The organism is Sphingomonas sp. ASY06-1R (assembly GCF_052180265.1).
Taxonomy (GTDB): domain Bacteria; phylum Pseudomonadota; class Alphaproteobacteria; order Sphingomonadales; family Sphingomonadaceae; genus Sphingomonas_I.
The window spans coordinates 219,090-244,961 of sequence record NZ_CP197464.1 but is presented as its reverse complement, the minus strand read 5'-3'; the positions used below and the strand labels follow the sequence as shown (position 1 = coordinate 244,961).

Annotated in this window: 25 protein-coding genes; 9 read left to right on the top strand and 16 right to left on the bottom strand. The window is 65.6% G+C overall.

Translation table 11 applies throughout. From position 1 onward, the window contains the following. Window positions 1–75: 75 nt before the first annotated feature. The 4 genes from ACSBM8_RS01275 to ACSBM8_RS01260 all read right to left on the bottom strand — a co-directional run bounded on the left by ACSBM8_RS01275 (window position 76) and on the right by ACSBM8_RS01260 (window position 5,172). A complete protein-coding gene (locus ACSBM8_RS01275) occupies window positions 76–2,349 on the bottom strand; it encodes a TonB-dependent receptor domain-containing protein (RefSeq protein WP_442679869.1) in 2,274 nt (757 codons plus the stop codon). Window positions 2,350–2,602: 253 nt separating this feature from the next. Continuing rightward, window positions 2,603–3,388 (bottom strand): 3'(2'),5'-bisphosphate nucleotidase CysQ, encoded by a 786-nt coding sequence (locus ACSBM8_RS01270; protein ID WP_442679868.1) that lies wholly within the window; start codon window positions 3,386–3,388, stop codon window positions 2,603–2,605. Then, on the bottom strand, window positions 3,381–4,727 hold the full coding sequence (locus tag ACSBM8_RS01265) for a TldD/PmbA family protein (RefSeq protein ID WP_442679867.1): 1,347 nt from the start codon (window positions 4,725–4,727) through the stop codon (window positions 3,381–3,383). The genes ACSBM8_RS01270 and ACSBM8_RS01265 overlap by 8 nt, the downstream gene beginning before the upstream one ends. A gap of 46 nt (window positions 4,728–4,773) precedes the next feature. After that, window positions 4,774–5,172: a winged helix-turn-helix transcriptional regulator gene (locus ACSBM8_RS01260; protein ID WP_442679866.1), complete on the bottom strand. Its 399-nt coding sequence runs from the start codon at window positions 5,170–5,172 to the stop codon at window positions 4,774–4,776. A 108-nt stretch (window positions 5,173–5,280) separates the two neighbouring features. Here ACSBM8_RS01260 and ACSBM8_RS01255 point away from each other — a divergent pair, with 108 nt between their 5' ends. Next, on the top strand, window positions 5,281–5,847 hold the full coding sequence (locus tag ACSBM8_RS01255; protein ID WP_442679865.1) for an FMN-dependent NADH-azoreductase: 567 nt from the start codon (window positions 5,281–5,283) through the stop codon (window positions 5,845–5,847). Between the two features lie 4 nt (window positions 5,848–5,851). Here ACSBM8_RS01255 and ubiA read toward each other — a convergent pair whose 3' ends face one another. Further along, complete coding sequence (gene ubiA, locus ACSBM8_RS01250; RefSeq protein ID WP_442679864.1) at window positions 5,852–6,772, bottom strand: 4-hydroxybenzoate octaprenyltransferase; 921 nt, start codon at window positions 6,770–6,772, stop codon at window positions 5,852–5,854. A 98-nt stretch (window positions 6,773–6,870) separates the two neighbouring features. Here ubiA and ACSBM8_RS01245 point away from each other — a divergent pair, with 98 nt between their 5' ends. The 4 genes from ACSBM8_RS01245 to ACSBM8_RS01230 all read left to right on the top strand — a co-directional run bounded on the left by ACSBM8_RS01245 (window position 6,871) and on the right by ACSBM8_RS01230 (window position 10,255). Then, window positions 6,871–7,296, top strand: a complete 426-nt coding sequence (locus tag ACSBM8_RS01245; protein WP_442679863.1) for an EF-hand domain-containing protein — start codon at window positions 6,871–6,873, stop codon at window positions 7,294–7,296. A gap of 97 nt (window positions 7,297–7,393) precedes the next feature. Beyond that, window positions 7,394–8,134 (top strand): 16S rRNA (uracil(1498)-N(3))-methyltransferase, encoded by a 741-nt coding sequence (locus tag ACSBM8_RS01240; protein ID WP_442679862.1) that lies wholly within the window; start codon window positions 7,394–7,396, stop codon window positions 8,132–8,134. Window positions 8,135–8,246: 112 nt separating this feature from the next. Next, a complete protein-coding gene (locus ACSBM8_RS01235) occupies window positions 8,247–9,620 on the top strand; it encodes a glutamate--cysteine ligase (protein ID WP_442679861.1) in 1,374 nt (457 codons plus the stop codon). 14 nt (window positions 9,621–9,634) lie between these two features. After that, window positions 9,635–10,255 (top strand): dienelactone hydrolase family protein, encoded by a 621-nt coding sequence (locus ACSBM8_RS01230; protein WP_442679860.1) that lies wholly within the window; start codon window positions 9,635–9,637, stop codon window positions 10,253–10,255. Window positions 10,256–10,599: 344 nt separating this feature from the next. Here the strand turns inward: ACSBM8_RS01230 and ACSBM8_RS01225 are convergent, their stop codons facing one another. Beyond that, window positions 10,600–11,340 carry a Bax inhibitor-1/YccA family protein gene (locus ACSBM8_RS01225; protein WP_442679859.1) on the bottom strand — a complete coding sequence of 247 codons (741 nt, stop codon included), beginning with the start codon at window positions 11,338–11,340 and terminating at the stop codon, window positions 10,600–10,602. A gap of 114 nt (window positions 11,341–11,454) precedes the next feature. Between ACSBM8_RS01225 and thpR the strand changes: the two genes are divergently transcribed. Further along, window positions 11,455–11,988 carry an RNA 2',3'-cyclic phosphodiesterase gene (gene thpR, locus ACSBM8_RS01220; RefSeq protein ID WP_442679858.1) on the top strand — a complete coding sequence of 178 codons (534 nt, stop codon included), beginning with the start codon at window positions 11,455–11,457 and terminating at the stop codon, window positions 11,986–11,988. A 753-nt stretch (window positions 11,989–12,741) separates the two neighbouring features. On the opposite strand, the gene ACSBM8_RS01215 is transcribed toward thpR, so the two are convergent. The 5 genes from ACSBM8_RS01215 to ACSBM8_RS01195 form a co-directional block, all read right to left on the bottom strand. Beyond that, window positions 12,742–13,860, bottom strand: coding sequence for an OmpA family protein (locus ACSBM8_RS01215; protein ID WP_442679857.1), 1,119 nt, complete (start codon window positions 13,858–13,860; stop codon window positions 12,742–12,744). Between the two features lie 366 nt (window positions 13,861–14,226). After that, a complete protein-coding gene (locus ACSBM8_RS01210; protein WP_442679856.1) occupies window positions 14,227–15,003 on the bottom strand; it encodes a TorF family putative porin in 777 nt (258 codons plus the stop codon). 213 nt (window positions 15,004–15,216) lie between these two features. Next, on the bottom strand, window positions 15,217–16,404 hold the full coding sequence (gene metC, locus ACSBM8_RS01205) for a cystathionine beta-lyase (protein WP_442679855.1): 1,188 nt from the start codon (window positions 16,402–16,404) through the stop codon (window positions 15,217–15,219). A 9-nt stretch (window positions 16,405–16,413) separates the two neighbouring features. Further along, entirely contained in the window at window positions 16,414–17,955 is a 1,542-nt protein-coding gene (locus tag ACSBM8_RS01200) for a cryptochrome/photolyase family protein (protein ID WP_442679854.1), read from the bottom strand. A 32-nt stretch (window positions 17,956–17,987) separates the two neighbouring features. Beyond that, complete coding sequence (locus tag ACSBM8_RS01195) at window positions 17,988–19,367, bottom strand: methyltransferase domain-containing protein (protein WP_442679853.1); 1,380 nt, start codon at window positions 19,365–19,367, stop codon at window positions 17,988–17,990. Between the two features lie 98 nt (window positions 19,368–19,465). On the opposite strand from ACSBM8_RS01195, the gene queF reads away from it, so the two are divergent. Next, on the top strand, window positions 19,466–19,912 hold the full coding sequence (gene queF, locus ACSBM8_RS01190; protein ID WP_442679852.1) for a preQ(1) synthase: 447 nt from the start codon (window positions 19,466–19,468) through the stop codon (window positions 19,910–19,912). 18 nt (window positions 19,913–19,930) lie between these two features. After that, the gene (locus ACSBM8_RS01185) at window positions 19,931–20,296 is read left to right on the top strand and encodes a hypothetical protein (RefSeq protein ID WP_442679851.1); all 366 of its coding nucleotides are present in this window, start codon (window positions 19,931–19,933) and stop codon (window positions 20,294–20,296) included. On the opposite strand, the gene ACSBM8_RS01180 is transcribed toward ACSBM8_RS01185, so the two are convergent. The 5 genes from ACSBM8_RS01180 to ACSBM8_RS01160 are packed head-to-tail and all read right to left on the bottom strand — an operon-like array spanning window position 20,271 to window position 25,142. Continuing rightward, the gene (locus ACSBM8_RS01180; RefSeq protein WP_442679850.1) at window positions 20,271–20,720 is read right to left on the bottom strand and encodes a hypothetical protein; all 450 of its coding nucleotides are present in this window, start codon (window positions 20,718–20,720) and stop codon (window positions 20,271–20,273) included. The genes ACSBM8_RS01185 and ACSBM8_RS01180 overlap by 26 nt on opposite strands. Further along, window positions 20,717–21,664 carry an isopenicillin N synthase family dioxygenase gene (locus tag ACSBM8_RS01175; RefSeq protein ID WP_442679849.1) on the bottom strand — a complete coding sequence of 316 codons (948 nt, stop codon included), beginning with the start codon at window positions 21,662–21,664 and terminating at the stop codon, window positions 20,717–20,719. Before ACSBM8_RS01175 ends, ACSBM8_RS01180 begins: the two co-directional genes overlap by 4 nt. Before the next feature lie 37 nt (window positions 21,665–21,701). Continuing rightward, window positions 21,702–22,262 carry a hypothetical protein gene (locus tag ACSBM8_RS01170; protein WP_442679848.1) on the bottom strand — a complete coding sequence of 187 codons (561 nt, stop codon included), beginning with the start codon at window positions 22,260–22,262 and terminating at the stop codon, window positions 21,702–21,704. Further along, the gene (locus ACSBM8_RS01165) at window positions 22,259–23,893 is read right to left on the bottom strand and encodes a helicase HerA-like domain-containing protein (RefSeq protein WP_442679847.1); all 1,635 of its coding nucleotides are present in this window, start codon (window positions 23,891–23,893) and stop codon (window positions 22,259–22,261) included. Before ACSBM8_RS01165 ends, ACSBM8_RS01170 begins: the two co-directional genes overlap by 4 nt. A 28-nt stretch (window positions 23,894–23,921) precedes the next feature. Continuing rightward, the gene (locus ACSBM8_RS01160) at window positions 23,922–25,142 is read right to left on the bottom strand and encodes a PQQ-dependent sugar dehydrogenase (RefSeq protein WP_442679846.1); all 1,221 of its coding nucleotides are present in this window, start codon (window positions 25,140–25,142) and stop codon (window positions 23,922–23,924) included. A gap of 203 nt (window positions 25,143–25,345) precedes the next feature. Between ACSBM8_RS01160 and rimP the strand changes: the two genes are divergently transcribed. Beyond that, window positions 25,346–25,870: a ribosome maturation protein RimP gene (gene rimP / locus ACSBM8_RS01155; protein ID WP_442679845.1), complete on the top strand. Its 525-nt coding sequence runs from the start codon at window positions 25,346–25,348 to the stop codon at window positions 25,868–25,870. Window positions 25,871–25,872: the final 2 nt, after the last annotated feature.

The window sequence follows — 25,872 nt, the reverse complement described above, 5'->3', positions numbered from 1 at the left end:
GACGCACGCAACCAGCCACAACCTACCGTCACCCCAGCGCAGGCTGGGCTCCATGGCGCGTGCCCCCTCCGCTGCCTAGAAATCCGCGCGCAGGCCCAGCGTCGCCGATCGCGGCCGCAAGGGCGTGATTTGCCGCTCGTTCTGGAATGTGAAGGGATTGCCATATCCAAACAGGCTGGATCGATCGTTGGCCAGATTCTGGATCGTCAGCGACGCGGAATATCGCCCGCGTGCCAGCCGTGCGGCCAGACTGGCGTCGACCACCTGGCCCTGCTCGATATCGTGCAAGTCGCCCCAACCAAGCCGGGATTTGCCGCGGTACGTCACCCGTCCTTCGATCCCGAGCCGATATCCATCTCCCAGGGCATGCGACCAGGCGGCCTCGACGTTCCAGGCAACGTGCGGCACGCTCGCCACTTCTTCGATCGCGCCATCGCCGTGCACGGCGGATATGGCGGTGGTCAGTGATATTCCGCCGCTGATCGAAAGATTGGAGCGCAATTGCCAACTGCCGGAAAGATCCAGATTCGTCAGGTTGGAGCTGGGTAGATTCACCGTCACCGGAAAGCCGGTCTGAAAGATATAGTCGGCCTGGATCCCGCTCCAGTCGACCAGCGAGAGCGCGGCTGTCAGTGCCAGCGGGTGCGCGCCCTTCGTCCGATAGCTGCCATCCACGACCAGCACGCGCACCGCGTCGGATCGATAGGGGGAGACCAGCCGGTCGGTCGGGTAGATACCGGTCGGCAACCGAAAGACGGTCACGCCATTCGCACGAAAGCCTTGACGGTAACTGGCGGAGACCGTGAGTGCGTCGCTGCCGAACCAGGACAATTGCACCATCGGCGATGGATGGATGTCATGCCGATGCAGAAAGGCCTGCTCGCTCGGCAGCAGCGTGATGTCGGTATCTCCGTCCACCCATGATCGCGTCAGCCGCGCGCCCCCGGTCAGCAGGAAGCGGCCGAAACGATGCGACGCCTGCGCGAACAGCTCCACGTCCACGCGGCGGCTATCGAAGGTGAGATTATAGATCGCCGCCAGCGGCGCGTCCGCCCGCTGCCGTGTCGTCTCATCCTGTATGAGCCCGGCAAAGCCGACGATCCAGCCCGAACCATCAGCCGACGAATGCGTGAGCCGCGTCTCGTGACTCAGCGCCTTGATGTCGCGCGCGTTGACGAAGGCCGCCGCCTCACCCGCCACGACGCTTGCATCGTAGGTCGCGGAAAGATCGTTCCGCAGCGCGGATGTGGTGGACAGGAGATCGATGCCCGCAAGGCCCCCATGCACCTGCAGATTGACGAGATCGAAGCGATTGTCGGCCGGCTGCGCCAATGCGGTCGAACGCGTCAGCGGAGGAACGCCGGCCACGGCATAATTGCCGTCGTCCGTCTTGATGGTCTGGTGCGCCCCCAGCAGATCGACCGTCCACCCGCCCGCCTTCACCCGCGCCTGCGCGCGTGCGCCCACCGTGCGCGAATGATTGACGTCCCGCATGCCCCGCCCGGCATCGTCGATATAGCCCGCGTCGTCCCGTCGATATCCCAGCAGCCGCAAGCCCGCATGATCCACCGCCAGCGGCACATTGATCACGCCCGCCAGCGCGCTGCCCATCCCGCCATGCTGCGTGCCCGTCAGCGCTGCGTCGACGAAGCCAGACCAGCGCACGAGATCCGGGCGTTCCGGCTCGATCCGCAGCACCCCGCTCAGCGTGCCGCCGCCGTACAGCGTGCCTTGCGGCCCTTTCAGCAACTCGACGCTGCGGACATCGTACAGAAGCAGGCCGGGATCGGGCCCGTTGAAGTTGATCCGCGCTTCGCCCAGATATTCGCCCAGGGTCGCCTGCGTCCGACCGGTGAAACTGGTGTCGGCGATGCCGCGCAGGAACAGCTTGTTCTGGCCCGGGCCAAGCGCGGTCGAGGACAGGGATGGGAGACGGCCGGCAAGATCGCTCGCGCTGCCATGACTTGCCTGGATGCCCAGCGGCGTCGCAAAATCCACGCGTTCGACATTGCCGTCCATCAGGGAAAGGCGCCGGGCCCGCTTGGTCGCGGTCACGATAATCTCCTGCTCCGGCAGCGGCGCCGCCAAGGCGGGCGGCGCAGGGCGGGCTGTCGCGGCCGGATCGAGCCGGTAATTGCCGGCGCCGACCTTGACCGCGCGCAGCCCGGTGCCGATCAGCAAATGCCGTAGCGCCGCCTCCACCGACATCCGCCCCCGGACGGCGCGGCTGCGCAGCGCCGGATCGATTCGGCTGCCGCCGACGGTGATCCCCGTATGCTCGCTCAAGCGGCGTAGCGCTTCGATCAACGGAAGCGATGGAACATCATAGGTGCGGGGTACCGCGGACATTGCCGGCGCCGGAACGCACAGCGACAGAATGACGGCACAGGGCAGCCATCGCGCCGCACGCGCGCGCGGCGCGCACGCGGCCGACAATATCCTTTTGCGATAAACCTTTGGTTGGGAATGCGGGATGCGCGGCGGCCTCGGCTTACGCCCGGTATCGGACATGATGCCCTAGCGCCTTTATCGCGGATGTGCGGTTATTTCCTGTTGCTTCGGCCGGCCCTCCACAGGTCGCCAGTGCGCTGCCGAACGCCGCTCAGCGCGGCTGGATGCTGGCCGCGCTGGCGCGCTCCGCCAGGCGGGCGACGGCGGCGGTGTGGATCGCGGCCGCGCTTGCGACCACGCCGAACGCCTCGGCCGCATCGCTATTGTAGCGGATCTGCGTACCCAGCGCGTCGGTCACGGTGGCGCCTGCTTCCTGCGCGATCAGCGCGGCGGCGGCGATATCCCATTCATTGCCCCACCGCAGGCTCGCGCACAGATCGGCCTGGTCGGCCGCGACCATCGCAATGCGCAGCGCGATCGAATTGGCGCGCGGCACCGCGATCAGATCCTCGTCGATCCGCGGCAGCGTATCGGCCGGCACGCGCGATCCCGGCAGTTCCAGCCGCATCGATGCGCGCAGCGGCGTGCCGTTGCAGGTGGCGCCTTCGCCCGCCGCCGCGCGCCAGCTTTCCTGCCGCGCGGGTGCGTCCAGCACGCCCACGATCGGCGCGCCATCCTCCACCAGCGCAACCGACACGCACCAGCCGGGCCGCCCCCGCAGATAATCGCGCGTGCCGTCGATCGGATCGACTACCCACAGCCGCCGGTTGCTCAGCCGCGCATCATTGTCGGCGGTCTCTTCGGACAGCCAGCCGGCATCGGGATCGATCGCCGCCAGCCGCACTTTCAGCAGTTCGTCGACCGCCAGATCGATCTCGCACACCGGGCTGCCGGCGGCCTTTTCCCAGCGGCGAAAGTCCGTCTTCCAGCGATCGAGCGCAAGTTGGCCGGCTTCGGCCGCGGCCGCCGCCACCGCGTCGATCAGCGCGTCAGGCACCGGCGATGGTCATCCCGTCGATACGCACTGTCGGCACATCCATCGCCCGCCGGAATTCCAGATCGTCGGCCGGCGTCAGCGCCAGGAACATGTCGGTCAGATTGCCGGCGATCGTTATCTCCGCCACCGGCTCGGCCAATTGCCCGTTGCGGATCGCATAGCCGGAGGCGCCGCGGCTATAATCGCCGGTGATGCCGTTGACGCCCTGGCCGATCAGCTCGGTCACGAACACGCCCAGCGTGATGTCACCGATCAGGTCCGCGACCGAGATCGTGCCCGCTTCCAGGAACATGTTGCTCGTCCCCGCGCCGGGCGCGCCGCTGCCGCCGCGCGTGGCGTGGCCGGTCGGCTGTTCGCCCAATTGGCGCGCCGATGCGCTGTCGAGCAGCCACGTCTGGAGCACGCCATCGGCGACGATGTCGATCGGCGCGGTCGGCAGGCCTTCGCCGTCGAAGGCGCGGCTGCGCAGCCCGCGCAAGCGGTGCGGATCGTCGCGAATGGTGATGCCCGGCGCGAAGATGCGCTCGCCGCGCTTGCCGAGCAGGAAGCTGGTCTTGCGCGCGATCGCCGCGCCCGTGATCGCCCCGGCAAGATGACCGATCAGGCTGGATCCGACGCGCGGATCGAACACGACCGGCATCGGGCCGGAGGCGAGCTTGCCCGGGTTCAGCCGCTTGACCGCGCGTTCGCCCGCGCGCCGCCCGATCTCTTCCGACGCTTCCAGATCGCTCAGATAGCGCGCCGAATGATAGGCATAATCGCGCTGCATGCCGGCGCCCTCGCCCGCGATCACACTGGCCGAACAGCCATAGCCCGAGGTCACGAAGCCGCGCGCAAAGCCGGTCGAGGTGGCCAGCGCCATCAGCGTGCGCCCGGCACTGGCGCCCGCACCCTCACTATTGGTCACGCCGGCGATCGCCCGCGCGGTTTCTTCGGCGGCGAGCGCGCGCGCCTTCAACTCGGCGGGCGCGGGATCGGCGCCATCGTCGCCGTCGATATGGATCGCCTCTCCGGTCAGCAGCCTATCGGCAGGCGCCAGCCCGGCATAGTCATCGTCCGGCGCCTCGCGCGCCATGGCCACCGCCCTTTCGACCAGCGCGCTCAGCGCGTCGCCCGACAAATCGGAAGAGGAAACGCTCGCCGATCTTTTGCCGACGAACAGGCGCAGCCCGATCTCCTCACCATCGGATCGGCCGACATCTTCCAGCGTGCCCAGGCGCACCTGCACCTCGGTCGAGGCATTGCGGTAATAGACGGCGTCGGCCGCATCGGCGCCCGCACGCTGGGCGGCGGCAACCAGATCGGCGACACGGTTTTCGGCTTCGGAGACGGAGAACATGACCCGCACTTAGGGATGCATGCGCGCAAACGGAAGCGGAAGCGGCCTATTCGGCGGCCTTGGCGTCGAAAGCCTCGCGCGATCCCGCAATCTCGTCATAATTGGCCTCCGCCCATTGGCCCAGCGCGACGATCGGCCCGCACAGCGACTTGCCCAGATCGGTCAGCTCATAATCGACGCGCGGCGGAATGGTCGGGAAGACGGTGCGGCTTACCAATCCGTCGCGTTCCAGCCCGCGCAGGTTGAAGGTCAGCATGCGCTGCGAAATGCCCTCGATCATGCGCTTGAGCTCGTTGAAGCGACGCGGCCCGCGCGCCAGGATCATCACGATCAGGATGCTCCATTTGTCCCCGATCCGCTGCAGGATCGGCGCGATACTGCGGCAGCGCGGGCTATTCCCGATTGGCAAGGCCTGCTGGCAGCGCGCGAACGCATCGTCCGTCACGGTATCATCCATGTGCTCGGGTAACAAAATAGTGCCTCCTTGCGGGGCTCGGCCATGCAGTCACATATCCCGCCCCGGTTACAAACTGATACCGGAAAGGCCTCCAATATGAAACTGCTCCATCTCGATTCAAGCATCACCGGCGACGGCTCGGTCAGCCGCCAGCTTTCGGCCGGCATCGTCGATCGCCTGCGCGCCGCGGATCCGGCGCTGGAGATCCGCTATCGCGATCTTGCCGCCGATCCGATCGCGCATCTCACGCTTGGCCTGCTGCCGGCCGCGTCGCCCGACAGCCGCGCTTTGCTCGACCAGTTTCTCGCCAGCGACGTGATCGTCATCGGCGCGCCCATGTATAATTTCACGCTGCCCAGCCAGCTCAAGGCCTGGCTCGACCGCATCTTGATTGCGGGCGAGACCTTCAGCTACGGCCCCGAAGGTCAAAAGGGGCTTGCCGGCGGCAAGCGCGTCATCATCGCCCTGTCACGCGGCGGCCTCTATAGCGAAGGCACGCCCCACGCCGCCTATGAACATACCGAATCCTATCTGAAGGCGGTGTTCGGCTTCATCGGCATCACACCCGAATTCGTGGTCGCGGAAGGCGTGATGATGGGGCCGGAGGGCCGCGCCAACGCGATCGATAGCGCCTCTGCCGAAATCGATCGCCTCGCCGCCTGAACGATCAGGCCCGACTGGCCGTCCCCACCACCAGGCAGGCGAGGAACAGCAACAGCCCGGCAAAGCGGTTGGAGCGGAAGCGCATCAGCGCATCCGCCCCGTCCGCGGGCTTCAGCCCCGCCGCCTGCCACAGCAAATGGCCTGCGACCGGAAGCAAGGCGACCAGCGCCAGCGCTTCCGGCCGTACGCTCCAGATCGCGCGGCCCCACAGGATCAGCGCGATCAGGTAGAAGGCCGTCACCCCGGCGCGAGCATGGCGACCGAGCGCGCGCGCGGACGATTTGACCCCGACGATCCGATCATCCTCGATATCCTGCAGCGCATAGATCGTGTCATAGCCCAGCACCCAGAAGATCGATCCGGCATAGAGCCACAGCATCGCCGGCTCGATCCGCCCCGCCGCCGCCGGCCAGCCGACCAGACACGCCCAGGAAAAGACGATCCCCAGCCACGCCTGCGGCCACCAGGTGATCCGCTTCATGAAGGGATAGGCCGCGACCGGCGCCAGGCTGCCGAGCGCGACGATTTGCGCCAGCCCGTTCAGCTGCAGCAGCACGATCAGCCCGATCATGCACAAGGCGAACAGCCAGCCCCAGGCGAGCAACAGCGATACCCGGCCGCTCGCCACCGGCCGCTCGCGCGTGCGCGCCACCTGCGCGTCCAGATCGCGATCGACGATATCGTTATACACGCAGCCCGCCCCGCGCATCGCCGCCGCCCCCAGCGCGAACCACGCGATCAGATCCCAGCGATCGAAGGCGTGTCCGGCCAGCGCCACCGCCCAGGCCCCCGGCCAGAAGAGCAGCCAGATCCCGATCGGCCGATCGATCCGCGCCAGCTGCACCAGATCGCGCGCGCGCTGCGGCAGCAGGTTCAGCAGGCCGCGATGCTCGCTATCTGGTACGATGGAGGTCGGCGGGGCCATGGCGCCGTCCTGCCCCAATCGCGCGGCCGACGGAAGCCGTTCATCGGCGGTTGGGGCGCGCGGTGCCATGGTCCGACCAGGTTGAAAAGGATTCGTCCATGTCCCGCTTGCTGCTCGTCGCTTTGCCGATGCTGATCGCCACGCCCGCTCTGGCGCAGGATGCCCCCGCCGGCGGCACCCGCCCCAGCTGGGCCAATGCCCAGACCAAGGCGGATGCGTTGCAGCGCGCGGCGTTGATCTTCGGCCAGCTCGATCGCAACCAGGACGGCTTCATCACCCAGGACGAGATCACCGCCTTCACCCAGGCGATGGGCGACAATCCGCGCATGGTCGCGCGCGTCACCCGCATGTTCACCACCGCCGACGCCAATCATGACGGCAAGGTTTCCGCTGCCGAGGCCCAGGCCCAGGCCGCCGCCGCCTTCGACGCGGTCGACGCCAACCATGACGGCATCCTCACCCCCGAAGAGCGCCAGGCCGCCCGCGCCGCCGCCGGTGGCGCCCCACGCCCACCCGCGCAATAACCGCAAAGCGTCATGCCAGCGCAGGCTGGCATCCACGGAACCCTCCCCGCACCCCACAGGGGGTGACGAACCGACACCCCCTCCCTACAACCGCCCGATGCCCGCCACCCCCGCCTGGCCGCCCGCGAGCACGCCGCGCCTGTTCGTCGATCAGCCGCTCCACGATGCCGCCACCCTTCAGCTCGACGGCGCACAGGCCAATTATCTCGGCAATGTGATGCGGCTGAAGGCGGGCGATCCGGTGCGCCTGTTCGACGATCGTACCGGCGAATGGCTGGCCGAGGTCACCGATACCGCCAAGCGCCACATCACGCTGCGGATCACCGGCCAGCTGCGCGCGCGGGAAACGGTGCCCGATCTGTGGCTGCTGTTCGCGCCGATCAAGAAAGGGCCGATCGACTGGCTGGTCGAGAAAGCGACCGAGCTTGGCGCCGCCCGCCTCCAGCCGGTGATCACGCAGCGCACGATCGTCGATCGGCTCAACCTGGATCGGCTGCGCGCGAACATGATCGAGGCAAGCGAACAATGCGATCGCACCGCGCTGCCCGAACTGGCGGCGCCGGCCAAGCTCGCCGCCCTGCTGAAAGCATGGGACCCGAACCGCGCCTTGATCTTCGCCGACGAGACCGGCGGCCTGCCCTTTGCCGACGTCGCCCGGCCCGGCCCGGCGGCGATCCTGATCGGGCCGGAGGGCGGCTTCACGCCCGACGAGCGCGATGCGATCCGCGCCACCCCCGGCGCGATCGGCGCCTCGCTCGGCCCGCGCATCCTGCGCGCGGAGACGGCGGCGGCAGCGGCGCTGGCGGCCTGGATGACGCTCGCCGGCGATTGGCGCTAGCCCCGGCCGGTGCATCGAGCGCGTGGCGGCACCGCCTCGTCGTTCCCCTTCTTGCAACGATCTGTGGCGGATACCGCTAGTATCCGCCTGCGGCCATGCTATCGCGCCGAACATGACGACGCGCACGGCAGAGGCCGGTCCAGACCCCTTGATCGAAAGCCGCGCCGATTTGATCGGCGTGTTCGCAAAGGGCGAGAAACCCAAGGAAAATTGGCGGATCGGGACGGAGCATGAAAAGTTCGTCTATGCCGTCGGCGATCATCACGCCCCCTCCTATGAGGAAAAGGGCGGCATCCACGCGCTGCTGATCGGCCTCACCAAATTCGGGTGGGAGCCGATTTACGAGGGCGACAATATCATCGCTTTGTCCGGCCCGGACGGCGCGGTCAGCCTGGAACCCGCCGGCCAGTTCGAATTGTCGGGCGCGCCACTCGACAATCTCCACCAGACCTGCGCCGAAACCGGCCGCCACCTCGCCCAGGTGAAAGAGATTGGCGACAAGCTTGGCATGGGCTTCCTCGGCCTCGGCTTCTGGCCGGACAAGACGCGCGCGGATCTGCCGATCATGCCTAAGGGCCGGTACGAGATTATGCTGCGCCACATGCCCCGCGTCGGCAGCCTCGGGCTGGACATGATGCTGCGCACCTGCACCATTCAGACCAACCTCGATTATGGCAGCGAGGCGGACATGGTGAAGAAGTTCCGCGTCAGCTTGGCGCTCCAGCCGCTCGCCACCGCGCTCTTCGCCAACTCGCCCTTCACCGAAGGCAAGCCCAACGGCTTCCTCTCCTATCGCAGCCATATCTGGACGGATACCGACCCGCACCGCACGGGCATGCTGCCGTTCGTGTTCGAAGACGGCTTCGGCTATGAACGTTACACCGATTACATGCTCGACGTGCCGATGTATTTCGTCTTCCGCGACGGCAAATATATCGACGCGGCCGGGCTTTCCCTCCGCGATTTCCTCGACGGCAATCTCTCCGTCCTGCCCGGCGAAAAGCCGCGCATCGCCGACTGGACGGATCATCTGTCGACCGCCTTTCCCGAGGTGCGGCTGAAGAGCTTCCTCGAAATGCGCGGGGCCGATGGCGGGCCATGGAACACGATCTGCGCCCTGCCCGCATTCTGGGTGGGCCTGCTGTATGACGACGATGCGCTCGATGCCGCCTGGCAGGAGGTCAAGCATTGGACGATCGAGGATCATCACCGCATCCGCGCCGAAGTGCCCAGGCTCGGCCTCGCCGCACGCGGCCCGCGCGGGCGCACCTTCCAGCAGCTCGGGTCGGAAATCCTGGCGATCGCCCACAAGGGCCTGGCCGCGCGCAAGCGGCGCAACGCCATGGGCGATGATGAGACCGGCTTCCTCGAGCCGCTGCGGGAGATCATCGCCAGCGGCAAGGTTCCGGCCCAGCGCCTGCTCGATCGCTATCATGGCGACTGGAACGGCGACGTCAGCCGGGTTTATGACGAGATGAGCTTCTAAGAGGGCGCGGCGATATGGCGAGGCGGGATGGCCCCTGTGCGGATTTGGACGCGGCTGCGGCCGGCCGAAGCTGGCAGGCCAGCCGTCGCGCCCTCCTCACCGGCGCCGCCGCCTTGGCCGCTATCCCGGCGTTCGCCGCCAAGGCGCCGCCCCCGCCCAAGACCGCCAATATCCGCTGGCCCGGTCCCGGCCATGACCTCCACGGCTATATGGCGATCCCGCCCAAGGCGCATGGGCCGCAGGCGGCGGTGATGGTCGTCCACGATGTCCGGGGCGCCGACGCCTTCACCCGCAGCCTGTGCGATCAGCTCGCCGCCGCCGGCTTCGTCGCCTGCGCGCCGACCAGGCTCGCCTCGCTGGAGGAAGCGGTCGCGACCGTCCACTGGCTGGCGAGCAATGCCTATGCCACGGGCAAGGTCGCCGCGATCGGCCTCGGCTGGGGCGCATCGCTGGTCGAACGCGTCGCCGCCTCGCCCCAGCCGCAGCTGAGCGCGGCGGTGACCTTCAGCGCGGATCGCATCGCCGACCTGCCCATCCCCGTCCTGCGCCTCCCGTCCGTGGCGCAGTTCCAGGGCGACGCCTACAACCAGGCCTGGCTGCAAGCCCTCGCTTTCCTCAAGGATCACCTCGCTTAGGCCCTCGGCCCGTCATGCCGGCGAAGGCCGGGATCGCGGGCTATGGCAGGGCGCCCACCCCACGGTCCTTCCTTACTCGAATAGAACAGGTTTAGACGCATCCGTTCGTGCCGAGTAGCGACCGAGTTGCCCGCAGGGCGTATCGAGGGCGCGTATCGAGGCATTGGTGGGGATCTCTCGATACGCGGATCGCGCTCGAGACGAACGGTGCCTGCCGAAGCCCTCCCGGGGTGGTCTCCGGAGGCGAAAGCCCATCCTTTCAAAGCCACCCCGTCCCACCCCACAACAGGCACAAAAAAAGGCCCCGCCGAAGCGGGGCCTCCCATTTTCGTCTGTCGCTTCGCTTAGCGGCGATCGCCGAACAGGCGCAGCAGGAACAGGAACATGTTGATGAAGTCGAGGTACAGCGTCAGCGCGCCCATGATCACCGACTTGCCCATGAAGTCCGAACCCTGCACCGCATAGTACATGCTCTTGATCTTCTGCGTGTCATAAGCGGTCAGACCCGCGAACAGCAGCACGCCGAGCACGCTGATGACCAGCTGCATCTTCTCGGACTGGAAGAACAGGTTGAGCAGGCTGGCGACCAGAATGCCAACGACGCCCATGATCAGGAATGTGCCGAAACCCGACAGATCCTTCTTCGTCGTGTAGCCCCACAGGCTGAGGCCCGCGAACGCGGCGGCGCTGGCGAAGAAGACCTGCGCCACCGACGTGCCGGTATAGGCCAGCAGGACCGTCGAGAGCGACAGGCCCATCAGGACGGCATAGGCCCAGAACAGCGCCTTGGCAGTCGTCTCGCTGATGCGGTTGATGCCAAAGCTCAGGGCGAACACCAGGCCGATCGGCGCCAGCATCACGATCAAGCCAAGGCCCGAAGGCTTGCCCTGCGGCGAGAAGAGCAGGCCCATATAGGGGCTGCTGGCGAACAGCAGGGCGACAATGCCGGTCAGCAGCACGCCCGATGCCATATAATTGTAAACCGAAAGCATATAGGACCGGAGACCCGCGTCATGGGCCGCGGGCCGCGTGCCGACCGATGCGGTCGCAGCGCCGTTCGTCCAGGGGTCGGACCAGTTTGCCATCTCGAAATAGCTCCTTACGCGCCACAAACGGCGCATCCTCAATATTGTCGTGGTTCGAACGCTTTTCAAGCAAAAGCGGGTGCAGCCATGTGCGCATTCTCTTAAGACGGGCCCATGCACCGGCTGTTTGTTGCGCTCCGGCCGCCGCGGCCGCTTCGTTTGCAGCTGCTGGATGTGATGGGCGGCGTGCCCGGCGCACGCTGGCAGACGGACGATCAGCTTCACCTCACGCTGCGCTTCATCGGCGAAGTTGATGGCGCTCAGGCGGAGGATATCGCGGTCGCGCTCAATAGGATCGACCATCCCCAGCCCGAAATCGTGCTCGCCGGCGTCGGCACCTTCGATCACAAGGGCCACGTGAACACATTATGGGCCGGCATCGCCGCCAACGCGGCGCTGACCACGCTCCACAAACGCGTCGATCGCGCGCTCGTTACCTGCGGCCTGCCTCCAGAACCCCGCGCCTTCACGCCCCACATCACGCTGGCGCGCATGGGCCGCCACGCCGGCCCCGTCGCCCCCTTCCTCGCCCGCACCGCCGCCTTGACCAGCGCGCCACTCACGCTCGACGCCTTCTGCCTGTTCGAAAGCCACCTCGGCAGCGAAGGCGCGGTCTACGACGCCGTCGCCCGCTACCCCTTACGCTGATCCGTCGCGACCTTGACGGGTGAGGCCGTCAAAGTCTCACGCGGCGCACCCCGTCAACGAACGAAGGCGCGTAGGACCGCGCCGACCACCCGCCAGCCGGAGCGACAACAGCCCGCGACCCGATGGACCCGAGCCTGCGCTGGGGTGACAGAAAGAAGGGCTGTAGCACGTGGCCACCACGAGCTTGGCCCGCTCCGGGATCATGCCCGTTGGGAGGGCCAGCCGCCCGACCAGGCGCCAGCGGACGTAATGGAAGGACCCCCGCCCCCCACCACCACCACCGTCATCCCAGCGAAGGCTGGGGTCCATTCCGCGGCTTGGCGGCGCATCCGCCAGCCGGAGCGACACAGCCCGCGACCCGATGGACCCCAGCCTTCGCTGGGGTGACGGGAATAAAGGCAGGAGCGAACAGAGAAACGGCCAACCCGGTTCGCGTCGGGAATCGGGCGACTTCAGAACGTCGGCTGGCTAGCCGAGACCAAACACCGCCGGGATCAAAAGGACCCCCGCCCCCACATATCACCGTCACCCCCAACGCGGGCTGGAGTCCATTCCGCGGCTTGGCGACCTCCCGTCTGCCAACCACCAAGGCGCACAAACCGCGCCAGACACCGGCCCCGAAGCGCACCCAACGGCAGTAGCAGCACTGACCCCACGGCCCCAGACGCCGCACACAACCCCATCCCGCCCAGGCAAAAGAAAAGGGCCGGCCATTGCTGGCCGACCCCAATCTTTGTCCCGAAGGAGCGTGCCTTACTGACCCGAGTTCGGGCCGAAGGTGATCTCCACACGGCGGTTCTGCGGCTCGCGCACACCGTCGGCAGTCTGGACGAGAAGACGAGTCTCACCGAATGCCTGGGTGGTCATCACGCCGTCAGGGATACCCTTGCCAGCGAGATAAGCCTTAACCGAGTCAGCGCGACGCTGCGACAGACCCTGGTTGTAGTTCGCCGAACCCGACGTGTCGGTGTAGCCGGCCAGCATGATCTGGGCGTTGCCCGTCGTGCTGTAGGCCTGTGCCGCGTTGTCGAGGATCGAAGCTGCCTCAGGCGTGATATCCGACTTGTTCCAGTCGAAGAACACGATGAACGGCCCAGGCGTTACCGACGGCGGAGGCGGCGGCGGCGGCGGGGGCGGAGGCGGCGGCGGCGGGGGCGGCGGCGGCGGCGGCGGCGGCGGTGCTGCCGGTTCGCCGAAGTTGTACACTAGGCTCGCCAGCAAGCTGTTCGAGCGATAGCGCGCCGTGGAGTCGCCACCGGCCAGAGCGTTGGCGGTGCTGCCGCGAACGCGAACGCCGAAGGTGTTGAACCAACGATACTTCACACCGACATCGACATGGTCGCTGACGGGGTAGAGCAGGCCGGCAATTGCCTGGAAGGCGAAGCGGGTGTCGCTGCCGTCGAGGAACCAGTTGCCGCCGTCGAGGCGGTAGATGCCGTAGTGAACACGAGCAACACCGGCACCACCGCCGACATAACCCTGAATACCGTCGTCATCACCAAAGTTCAGGAGCGCGTTGCCCATGAAGCTGAGGACCGACGTGTTGCCACTGCGCGAGCTACGATATTCGCCAGCCGGCGAACCGTTGAGCGTCGTGGTCGTCGTGTGCGACTTTACTTCGGTACGCTTGTAACCGACCTCGGCTTCGAGGCGGAGCATACCAAGGTCATAACCAACAATGCCATCGACATCGAACAAGCCGTTCTTGTGCTTGACAGTGTCAGCATTATCGACCGCGCCGATGTTGATGTGGGTCTTCTCGACGATGATGCCGCCGCCTTCAACACCAACATACCAAGCCTTGTCTTTGGACATGGCGGGCGATGCGAGTGCCGACGATGCCAATATGGCCATCATGGCTAGTTTACGCATTTGTATCCCCTTTTCCTTCATTAGGAGCGTGTCAGGTACTCAAAACCCCTAAACACTGCCCTGGTTCTACGCAACCGCGCAAAAATGTGGACTGTTGCCGAAATGTCTCGGATCAGAACCCTGAGTAACTGAACGCTCCAACCGCTCTGATGTGCGGCTAAACTCCATTCCCGGGATTCGGTTTCAACCGCCATGAAATTTTTTGCACCGGCTCGGTGCGATCTACCGCATTGCGGCACGGTGAACGTGGGGATGGTTATGCTGCACTGCCATAGGCACCAACGCAAAAAGGGCCGAGTGCGGCACAATCGCCACACTCGGCCGACCACATCATTCCGGCGCTAAAAGTTTGCGCCGGCGCGAGGATCAGAAGGCAACCGCGACCGCCCCCACTACGCCGCCATGCACTTCGTTACGGCCGTTGACCGAGAACTCGCCCTTTTTAAAATCGGTATCGACATAGGCGACGCTGAACGTCAGCGCCTTCCATGTGTAGGCCGCGGTCACGCTCCAGTCGGTGTAATTCTTCAGCCCGTTGGTCAGGTAGGAGCGCCCCCAGCTTTCGCCGACATGGCCGGTCAGGGTGACGCCGGTGTTGGGAATGGCGCCCGAGAGCTCGCCATAGGTGTAGAGACTGTCTTCCTTGGCCTTGTTCCCGCAGCGGGGATCAAAGGTGCAGGATTGGGCGTGCTGCTTCCACGCATAATTCAGGCCGGCCTTGGCGCTGAGCGGTCCAAACGTGTGCGAAACGTTGAAATAGGGTTCGAAAAAGTCCGTATTCGCGCCGTGCGAACCAGGATAATAATAATAAAGCAGGCCGCCATCCACGGTCGTCCCGTCGATCGTCTTCTTATAGCCGCCGTACAGATCGATTTCCTGGTCGCTGCCGTTGGCGACATAATCGTCGATCGAGCTGCCCCAGGTTCCGATGTAGAAACCCGACGAATGGGTGACGCCGATCGTGCCCTGGATGGCGAAATGCTTGTCCGTCTGGGAAACACCACGAAAGCGATAGTCGCTCGTCAGCGCGGCGCCGCCGGTGATAGTGAAATCGCTGGCGGGTGCCGGGGCATCCTGCGCCAAAGCAGGTGCGGCCACCACGACGGCGGCAAATAGGGAGAGCCCGGTGAGGGTGGTGCGCATGGAAAGTCCTTCTCGCGAATTGCGTCAAGTTCCACTGCGCGTCGATGGCGCCCGCACCTCTGCCTCTGAATGAGCGGGGGGGCTACGTACCGACCTCGCTGTCCTGAGCCAAAGTGCTGCGAAGCACAATCTTTAACCACGTCTTGCCGATCGTCTACAATCCGCCTGTTGCACGCGTGCAACAGCTTTCGCCCAGCTCAGGGCAGCCCTGATTTATCCTTGCTGCGCGGCAGCGTGGAGTGCCTGATTCAAATCGGAAATCAGATCAGCCGTGTCTTCCAGACCGATTTGCAGCCGGATCATTTTGCCCGGCGATCGCCAGGGAACCGCCGTCCGCGTCCGCTCCGGATCGATCGGCAGCGCCAGGCTTTCAAACCCGCCCCACGAGAAACCAATCCCGAAATGCTGCAATGCATCCACCAGCCGGACCCGGGCGTCATCATCGCCATCGATGGCGAAGGCAAATAATCCGGCCGCGCCCAGAAAGTCCCGCTCAAACAGATCGTGGCCCGGCGTATCGGGCAAGGCCGGGTGCAATACGGTGACGACACCTGGCTGACGCTGCAACCAGCGCGCAATCTCCAGGGCCGCCGCCCCATGCTGGCGAAGCCGCACCGCCATCGTCCGCAGGCCCCGGCTGGCCAGAAAGGCATCGTCCGGGCTGACGCACTGGCCCATCACCTGGCTGGTCTTGCGGACGCGTTCGAACAGGCCCGGCCGTGCGGTCGCGGATCCCATCATCACGTCCGAATGCCCCACGACATATTTGGTGCAGGCGAGGATCGATATGTCGACCCCGCGTTCGATCGCCGGGAACAGCAGCGGCGTCGCCCAGGTATTGTCGATCAGGCTGACGACGCCGCGCGCCCGCGCCGCCGCGCACAGCGCGGGAACGTCCTGCACCTCGAACGTCAGGCTGCCGGGGCTTTCCAGGAAGATCGCCTTGGTTTTCGGGCCGAACAGCGCCGCGATCCCGTCGCCCCGCACACAGGGATCATAATAACGGGTGGCGATCCCCAGCCGCTTCAGCAAGCCGTCGCAAAATGTGCGCGTGGGCTCATAGGTGGAATCGGTCATCAGCAGTTCGTCGCCGGGCTCCAGCACCGCCAGCAGCGCGGTGGTGATGGCCGCCAGGCCGGATGCATGGAGCGTCGTGCCGGCCGCGCCCGGCTCCAAGGCGGTCAGCGCGTCCGCAAGCGACCATTGGGTCGGGCTGCCGCGGCGACCATAATAGAGGCCGTCATCGGGCCGGCGCGTGGCATCCCGCAGGTCGCCGACCGTATCGAACAACATGGTCGATGCGCGCCACACCGGCGCACTGACGATCCCCTGCGTCCACGCCTTGCGCCGCCCCGCCTCGACCACCCGTGTTGCGGACCCTTTTTCCTGCTCGTCGCTCATGCCATTTGCCTAATCGCCCTCCGGCCCGGCGTCGAGTTTTGTCAGGAAGGCCGCCGCCTGCTCGCGCAGCGCCGCCTGATCCTCCGGCGCGAACCGATCCCAGTTGCGATAGGCCATGGCGAGCCGGCGATTGTCGCCGATCCGGGGGCGATGGCGCGCCAGGAAATCCCAATAGAGCGCGTTGAACGGGCAGGCATCCGCCCCCACCCGCTTGGTCACATCGTAGCGGCACGGCCCGCAATAATCGGACATCCGATTGATATAGGCGCCGGACGACACATAGGGCTTGCTGCCGAGCAGCCCGCCGTCGCCATATTGGCTCATCCCCAGCGTGTTGGGCAGTTCCACCCATTCATAGGCATCCAGGTAGATTTCCAGATACCAGATATGCACCTGCGCCGGGTCCGCCCCGATCAGCAGCGCGAAATTGCCCGCCACCATCAGCCGCTGGATATGATGCGCGTGCGCCGTCGCCAGCGTCTGGCCGATCACCTCGCGCAGGCAGTGCATGTCGGTATCGCCGGTCCAGTAGAAGGCCGGCAGCGGACGATGATGCTCCAGGAAGTTGCGCTCCACATAAGTGGGCCCTTCCCGCCAATAGATGCCGCGCACATATTCGCGCCAGCCGATGATCTGGCGGATATAGCCCTCGACCGAATTGAGCGGCGCCCGCCCGGCGCGATATTCCGCCTCGGCCCGGCGGCACAGATCCAGCGGATCCAGCAGACCGCTATTCAGGTAGGGCGACAGGATCGAATGCCACAAATGGCGTTCGCCCGTGACCATCGCATCCTCGTAACGGCCGAAATCGTGCATCGCCTCGCGGAAGAAGCGATCCGCCTGCCGCTCGGCCTCCTCCGCCGTCACCGCATAGTCGAACTGCGCGAGGCTGCCGGGATTGTCGGGGAACATCCGCTCCACCAGCGCCAGCACCTCTTGCGTCACCGCGTCGGGTGCGAACGCGATCGGGTGCGGCATCAGCATATCCGCCTTGGCCGGCTTGCGATTATCCTTGTCGAAATTCCAGCGCCCACCCGCCGGCTTGTCGCCGTCCATCAACAGGCCGGTCTTGCGCCGCATCGCCCGGTAGAAATCCTCCATGACATGCTGCTTGCGGCCATCCGCCCAGGCGGCGAAGTCGGCATGGCTGACCAGAAAACGTGTATCCGCGCAAATCTTCACCGGAATGCCGAACAGCGTCTCCCACGCCTCCAGCATCGCCGCCACGCGCCACTCGCCGGCTTCGGTGACGATGATCCGGTCCGGATCGTGCCGCCCGATCGCCCGCGCAATTTCCCCGCTGAAGCTGCCGCTATTGGCCGGATCGTCCAGCACGACATACTCGACCGTCCATCCCGCCGCCCGCAACGCCGCCGCATGATGGCGCATGGCCGAAAAGATATAAGCCAGCTTCGCCTTGTGATGCCGCACATAGCCCGCTTCTTCCGCCACCTCGACCATCAGGATGATCGTGGCGGCCGGATCGACGTCCGCAAGCGACGACAAAGTCAGGCAAAGCTGGTCGCCCAGGATAGGAACAAGAGTCCGCATTACGGATACTTGTTCCCAATCTGTTCGACTGTCTAGCGGCGTCCTGCGTAGCGGACGACCACGCCCTTGAACCTTGGTTTCAGATCCGATGTCGTCCCGCCGACATAGACGCGAAATTCAAAAATCTCGCCATTCCGGGGATTGGTAAAAGGCAGCTCGATCCTGCCGCTGCTGAAATCGCGGCCATCCCTCCTGGGTTCGATCACTGCCAGCCGTTCGCCGAACATGGCGACGTCGAGGACCAGATCGGGCACGGGACCGCCGTCCCAATCGAAATGGAACTCGGCGATATAATCGGAGGCGCCGAGCCCGATATAGGGCCCGAAGATCTCGCATTCATGCTTGCGGGTGAGATCGAGCGTAAGCTCCCACGGGTTGGTCTTGGGCAGCGAGGTGCGGAAATCGCCCGCGGGATAGGCTCGCACCGATCCGTCATCGGGATGCCAGAACGGCTTCTCGATCTTCTCGACCACCAGCTCGATCTCGTAGCAACCATCGGTGCCCTGGTAGGGCATGATGTTGTAATCGAAGCCGCGGTCATTTTCGACAAGATGGCGGATGCGGTAGCTATTCTCCTCGAATGCCGTCTCGATCTCGGCCAGCAGGCTCATCGGCGTATAGAAACGCTTATGATCCGGATTGATCGGCGAAGGCAGATGACGCTTGCGCTCGAACAGCAGCTGATGCGGCACGACAATCACCAGGAAGCCGCCGACCTTCAGCAGCCGGTACCAATCCCGCAACACGCCCAGCCAGTCGCCGATATGTTCGAAGCAGTGGCTTGAATAAATGGCGTCAAAGCTTCCGTCCTCGAACGGGAAGGTCGCGCCTTCATAGCCCGGATAGCCGACATCCACGCCGATCGCCTGCGGCACGATCGGCACGGTCGCCCCTTCATAGCCCTTATAGCCGATCTCCATCACGTTCGGCCCGGACATATAGGTGTCGAAGAAGCCGCTGCGGATCTTCTCGGCATAGCTTTTGCGGGTTTCGAATCCGACCGGCCGGTCGGCGTGCAACGTCTCGGTCGGCATGATGCGATCCACATCGATCTCGACGCCGACAATCTCGGCATCGATCCTGCCGCGCGCGAACAGCCGCACTTCGCAGTCTAGCAGATGCTCGGGAATGTCCGCGCTCAACTCCATCACCGATCCGGCCGCAAGGTCGACCATGCGATCGGCCAATATCTTGGTGCCCTTGGCGGCGGAAATTTCCATCTTCACCAGCCCACGGCTGTCCGGCCCAAGCAGGATGCGCGCGGTGCAGCGGCCCGGGGGCAGTTCCAGATAGGGTCCGTGCAGCACACAGCCGGACGTCCCGGTGATGCGCATGCTGCCGCCCTGCTTCTTCCCGTTGGCGGAGAGCACAGCCGCGCTCCCGCCCGAAAAGCGCCACTTCAATACCGACATGTTGCCCCCCAACACAGAAACTCCGGCGCCATAGCCGAAACATTCGGCGTGTCACTCTCCGGTTGTACCGTAATGCACCAGATCCTAAGTCGGCGGGCATGAGCATTACGCATCTTGGCCAGACCTCCGCGCTGCCGGCTTCGCCGGAGGACGCGACGCTGGATTATGTGCCGAACCCGCGGCCCGAGCGCCTCTATCTGGTCCGCTTTACCGCGCCCGAATTCACCTCGCTCTGCCCGGTCACGGGCCAGCCGGATTTCGCCCATCTCGTGATCGATTATGCGCCGGGCGAGACGATCGTCGAATCCAAGTCGCTCAAGCTGTTTCTGGGCGCCTTCCGCAACCATGCCGCCTTTCACGAGGATTGCACGGTCGGCATCGGCGAGCGGCTGGTGGCGGAAATGCAGCCGAAATGGCTGCGGATCGGCGGCTATTGGTATCCGCGCGGCGGCATTCCGATCGACGTATTCTGGCAGACCGGCGCGCCGCCTGCGGATTTGTGGCTGCCCGATCAGGGCGTACCATCCTATCGCGGCCGCGGCTGACCCCTGGAGGAGAGAGACATGATCAGGCCCTTATGCGCGTTCCTCAGCCTCGCGGTCGCGGCCAGCCCGCTGCAGGCGGTCAAGATCGCCAATCCCGCCAGCGACCAGCTGATGAAGCTCACCGATCTGCAGCGCCGTGGCGCGTTGCGCGGCGCGCTGCTGGATTCGGGCTATAGCTGCCCGCGCGTCGAGCGCGCCGCGGTCCAGGGACCGTGGAAGAACATGATCATGTGGCGCGCGCAATGTTCGGTCACCGATGCCCGCTTCGATTACGGGATCTTCGTCGGTCCCGATGCGTCGATCCAGGCGCGGCCATGCGGCGAGATGGCGGAACTGAAGCTGCCCCCCTGCCGCCCCTTCAGTGCGAAGACACCATCGCGCTGATCGCGGGCTCTCCGGCTTCGGAGACTTGTAGCCACGAACGGCCGGCCGGCAGATCGAACGCCACGATCTTGGCGATGCCGGAACAGGCCGGGCCATGCATATGCGCCGCCGATTTCAGCCGCTTGCCATGGTTGACCGCATCCACCCAGGCCCCTTCCGACAGCGCGACGCGATAGCGGCCGGCGTTGGCGACGGTCAGCGGGAAATAGCCGCCATAGGTGTTGGGCTTGGGCTTGCGCGTCAGCGGCGGATCGAACCGGACCTTGCTGGCGGGATCCAGCTTCAGCGCGGCCGCCTTGTCCACCGCGAGAGCGGTGCCGGCGGCACGCCCCCACCCTTCGAAACCGGCGGCGGGTTGCATCCGTACGCACACCGGCTGGGCGGGCGTCGCCGCAGCGGCGGCGGCAAACAGCAAAGCGATCATATCAGTTTGATCTCCCTCAGGCGCTGCATCAAATATTCATGGGCCGTAATCGGCTCCGGATACAGGTTCGGATGCGCCTCCGACACGCATTGCGGCAGCGTCTCGATCCGATAATCCGGCCGGAAATGCAGGAAGAAGGGCATCGAATAGCGCGCGACGCCGCGCCGTTCGGGTGCCGGATTCATCACGCGATGCGTGGTCGAACGCAGCTTATTGTTGGTCAGACGCTGCAGCATATCGCCGACATTGACCGCCAATTCGCCCTCTTTGGGCTGGACCGGCAGCCAGTTTCCGTCGCGATCCAGCAGCTCCAGCCCGGCTTCTTCCGCGCCCAGCAGCAGCGTGATCGTGTTGATATCCTCATGCGCGCCCGCCCGGATCGACGGCCCGTCCGCGCCCATCGGTGGGTAATGGAGCAGCCGGAGCACGCTATTGCCGTCGCGGACGGTGTCGTCAAAGAAGTCCGGCGCGAGCTCCAGATAGCGCGCGATCGCCCGCAACAGCCGCGCACCGGCGGCATCCAGCGCGTTGAACAGCGCCAGTTCGGCCTGCTTGAACGCCGCGATTTCGGCCGGCCAAAGGTTGGGCGCCATCACATCGGCGAACGGATGGCCCTCCGGCAGTTCGCGCCCGACATGCCAGAATTCCTTCAGATCATGCGCCTTGGCGTCCTTGGCGGTCTCGATCCCGAACGGCGTATAGCCGCGCGCGCCGCCTTGGCCGGTATGGTAAGCGCGCTTCACCGCCTCCGGCAGCGCGAAAAAGGCCTTCGCCTGCACCTCCGCCTCCGCAATCACCTCGCGCGGAACGCCGTGATCGGAGACGATCGCGAACCCATAACGCTGGAACGATCCGCCCAAAGCCTGGGCAAAGCCGTCCGGATCGGACGCCTCCTGCGCCAGCGATACGGTGGGAACTTGAGCGCGGTCGAGAGTCGTAGCCATAAGCGCTTCCTAACATTCCCGAACCGCCGCGCAAATGTCAGCCGGAGGCGGCACGCGACGCTCGCTCGATCATGTCCGTGACGCGACGGACGTCGGGAATGGAGCGAAGCGCCGGCAGCTGCGACATTTCCGGAACGCAATACCGCCACCGATCCCCGAAAAATGACGCCAGGATGGAAGGCACGCCGAAATAGATCGTGCCGACGCCGGAGCGTGTTTCACGCACATCAAGAATTGGAAGCTGCCGCAGATCGATGACAACGCGACGCGGTTGCAGACCATCGCGCTCAATCAGTATGCGATGACTGGTAAGCGTGTAGCGTGTGTGTGCCCTTAAATAGGCGTCGTGCAGCAACCGGCCGACGCTCATATAGCTTCCCATTAAAACAAAGAAGCTCAGGATGGCGCAGGTGCCGATGTCCAATCTGCCCAGTCCGTCAGACCTGACGCCGCCCACAAACCCATTAACGGCGACGCTTATGACCGTGCCGGCCCATAAAAAGCTGAACGGCACCAAGACGATGTCATAGGCCTGGAATTTTATCCCGTTGGGCGGGGCGCCCGTCCACAACGTGCGTTCAATATCAAACCCGCTCATCGCCCGCTTTTGAACAACCCGCCCAGCAGGCCGCGCAGCAGCTGGCCGCCGAGCTGACCGGCGACCTGGCGGCCGACCGAGGAGGCGACGGAGCGGGCGGCGGACTGGAGCATCTTGTCGGTCAGGCTTGGCTTGGCGGCTTCGCGGGCGGCGGCGGCGCGGGCGCGTTCTTCGGCCTTGGCCTGCGCTTCGGCGGCGCGGGCGGCTTCGCGATCGCGGCGCGCCTGTTCCTGCGCATCCAGCTTGGCCTGGGCGGCGGCGGCCTTGGCCTGTTCGGCCTGGACCTTGGCGGCTTCGGCCTGCGCCTGCGCTTGCGCGGCGGCGGCCTTGGCATCGCCCGCCTTGGCGGAGAGCATCTCGGCCGCGCTCTCGCGATTGACCGGCGTGTCATATTTCCCCGCCAGCGGCGAGGTCGAGACGAGGATGGCGCGCTCCTTGTCGGTGAGCGGGCCGACGCGGGAGAAAGGCGGGCGGATCAGCGTGCGCGCGACCGGGCTGGGGGCGCCGTCAGCCTGGAGCAGCGAGACCAGAGCCTCGCCCACCTTCAGCTCGGTGATGGCGGTGGCGACATCCACGCCAGGGCTGGCACGGAAGGTCTGCGCGGCCGATTGCACCGCTTTCTGCTCGCGCGGGGTGAAGGCATTGAGCTTGTGCTGGATGCGGTTGCCGAGCTGGCCGGCGACATCGTCGGGCACGTCGATCGGGTTCTGGGTGATGAAATAGACGCCGACACCCTTGGAGCGGATCAGCCGCACGACCTGCTCGATCTTGTCGAGCAAGGCGGGTGCGGCATCGTCGAACAGCAGATGCGCTTCGTCGAAGAAGAAGACGAGCTTGGGTTTATCGGGATCGCCCACCTCGGGCAGCGTCTCGAACAGCTCGCTCAGCAGCCACAACAGGAAGGTGGCATACAGCTTGGGCGCGGCCATCAACTTGTCGGCGGCGAGCACGTTGATCGTGCCTTTGCCGTCTTCGCCGACGATCATCATGTCGTGGACATCGAGCGCGGGTTCGCCAAAGAAATTGTCGCCGCCCTGCGCTTCCAGCTGCAGCAATTGGCGCTGGATCGTGCCGACCGTGGCACGCGTGACATTGCCGTAGCGGGCGGACAGATCGGCGGCATTTTCCGCCGCCCAGGCCAGCATCGCCTGTAGATCGGGGAGGTCGAGCAGCAGCATCCCCTGCTCGTCCGCCACCTTGAACACGACCTGCAGGACGCCTTCCTGCACCTCGTTCAGGTTCATCAGGCGGGCGAGCAGCAGCGGCCCCATCTCGCTGATCGTGGTGCGGACCGGATGGCCCTGCCGGCCGAACAGATCCCAGAAGATCACCGGATTGTCGCCATAGGCCCAGTCGGTCATGCCGACATCGGCGGCCCGCTGGGCGAAGGCGGCATGGGAGGGCGCCATCGCCGATCCGGCCATGGCGAGCCCGGCGAGATCGCCCTTCACGTCGGCGACGAAGACGGGGACGCCCGCGCGGCTGAACCCTTCGGCAATGCCCTGCAGCGTCACCGTCTTGCCGGTGCCGGTAGCGCCGGCGATCAGGCCGTGGCGGTTGGCCCGCCGCAGATTGAGTTCCTCGCGCTGGCCATCCGCCGTCGCGCCGACGAAAATGGTGCCGTCCGCCACGATACTCTCCTTATTATCCGACGCTCTTTTACTTTTTGGGCGTCAAGCGCAACAGCCGGCCACCCGCCCCGTCTTCCAGCAGCCACAGCGCACCGTCGGGACCGGCGACGACATCGCGGATGCGCTTGCCCATGTCGAACCGCTCCGCCTCGCGCGGGGTGCCGTTCTGGAAGGAGACGCGGATCAGCGACTCGACCGCCATGCCGCCGATGAAGGCCGATCCCTTCCACTGCGGGAAGAGCGCGCCGTAGTAAAATGTGAATCCGCCGGGCGCGATCACCGGGGTCCAGTACAGCGCCGGCTTCTGGAATTCGGGATGGCCGTCCGGGCTGGGAATCGGCTTACCATTGTAATTCATGCCGTAGCTGACCAACGGCCAGCCATAATTCTCGCCGGGCTGGATCAGGTTGATCTCATCCCCGCCTTTGGGGCCCATTTCGGTTTCCCACAATTTACCCGCCGCATCGAAGGCGAGGCCGTAGGGATTGCGATGGCCGCTGGTCCAGGTTTCGGCCGGCACCAGATTGGGGCTGGGCACCTTCACCTGGCGGGCGGACGCGGTCTTGGCGGCTTCGGTATCGGCGGGCGGGTCGAAGACCGGCAGGGTCGTCGCGCCCGTCTTGCCGGCGCCGGGATTACCCGGCGCGGGCTTGCCGTCGAGCGTGAGGTGCAGGATCTTGCCGAGCGCGGAATTGGGGTCCTGCGCGGGCGTGAAGCGCTGGCGTTCGCCGGACGTCAGGAACAGGCTTTTCCCGTCGGGCGCGAAGGCGATGTAGGCGCCGAACTGGCCACCCTCGCCAGGCGCCCAATCGCGCCAGATCACCTTCAGGCCATCGATGCGGGCAGTGCCCGTCCCGATCACCAGCTTGCCGCGCGCCAGCGCCAGCGCCGAGCCCCCGGGACCGGGTTCCGCATAGGTCAGGTAGATCATGCCATCGCGGGCGAAGCTGGGCGCGACCGCGACCGACAGCAGGCCGCCCTGCCCGGCATAGACGACCGCGGGCACGCCCGTGACCTGGATCTTGTTCTTGCCGGGGGCGACCAGCCACATCTTGCCGGGCTTTTCGGTGACGAGGATGCGCCGATCCGGCAGGAAGGCGAGCTTCCACGGCACGTTGAAGGTTTCCACCGGCGTCACGGTGAAGGGGTTGGTCGCAACCGGCTTCGATCCGCCATAATTGACCTGGGCATTGACGGCTGCAGGGATCAGGGTGAGCAGGGCGGCGGCGATCGTGGCGGTGCGAAGCATCAATTTTCCCCAAGGCACGTGAATTGCACGGAATAGCGCCTCGGCGCGCGCCGTCCTAGCGGAGATACGCCCGATCATCTGCGACTTGCGGCGACCGCCGTGACCGCCTATGTGGCGATCGTCTTCTCGACATTGGAAACTGTGCCGAGGCCGGCGCCGCAAGGCACCGGCGCGAAGGCGCTTAGGATTTTCAGATAGAGATTATGACGGACATCGCAGCCCTCACGAAGTTGATCGAGCCCGAGGCGCAAGCCCTCGGCTTCGCCCTCGTGCGCGTGGCGATGTTCGGCGGCCGCACCGATCCGACGCTGCAGGTGATGGCCGAACGGCCCGACACGCGGCAGCTGGGGCTGGAGGATTGCGAGGCGCTGTCGCGCCGCATCTCCGACGTGCTGGACGCCAATGACCCGATCGAGGAGGCCTACCGGCTGGAAGTGTCCTCGCCGGGGATCGATCGCCCGCTGACCCGGGCCCAGGATTATGCCGATTGGGCGGGCTTCGATGCCCGTATCCGGCTCGCGGCCCCGCTGAACGGCCGCAAACAATTCGACGCTCGTCTCGTCGGACTCGAAGGCGACACCATAAAGGTGTATGCGGACAAGGTCGGCGAGATCGAGATTCCGTTCGGCCAGATCGCCAGCGCCAAGCTGTTGCTGACCGACGAACTGATCAAGGCAACCGCGCCCCTGTCTACAGAGGGTGCGGACCGGATTTCACAGGAAGGATGAGT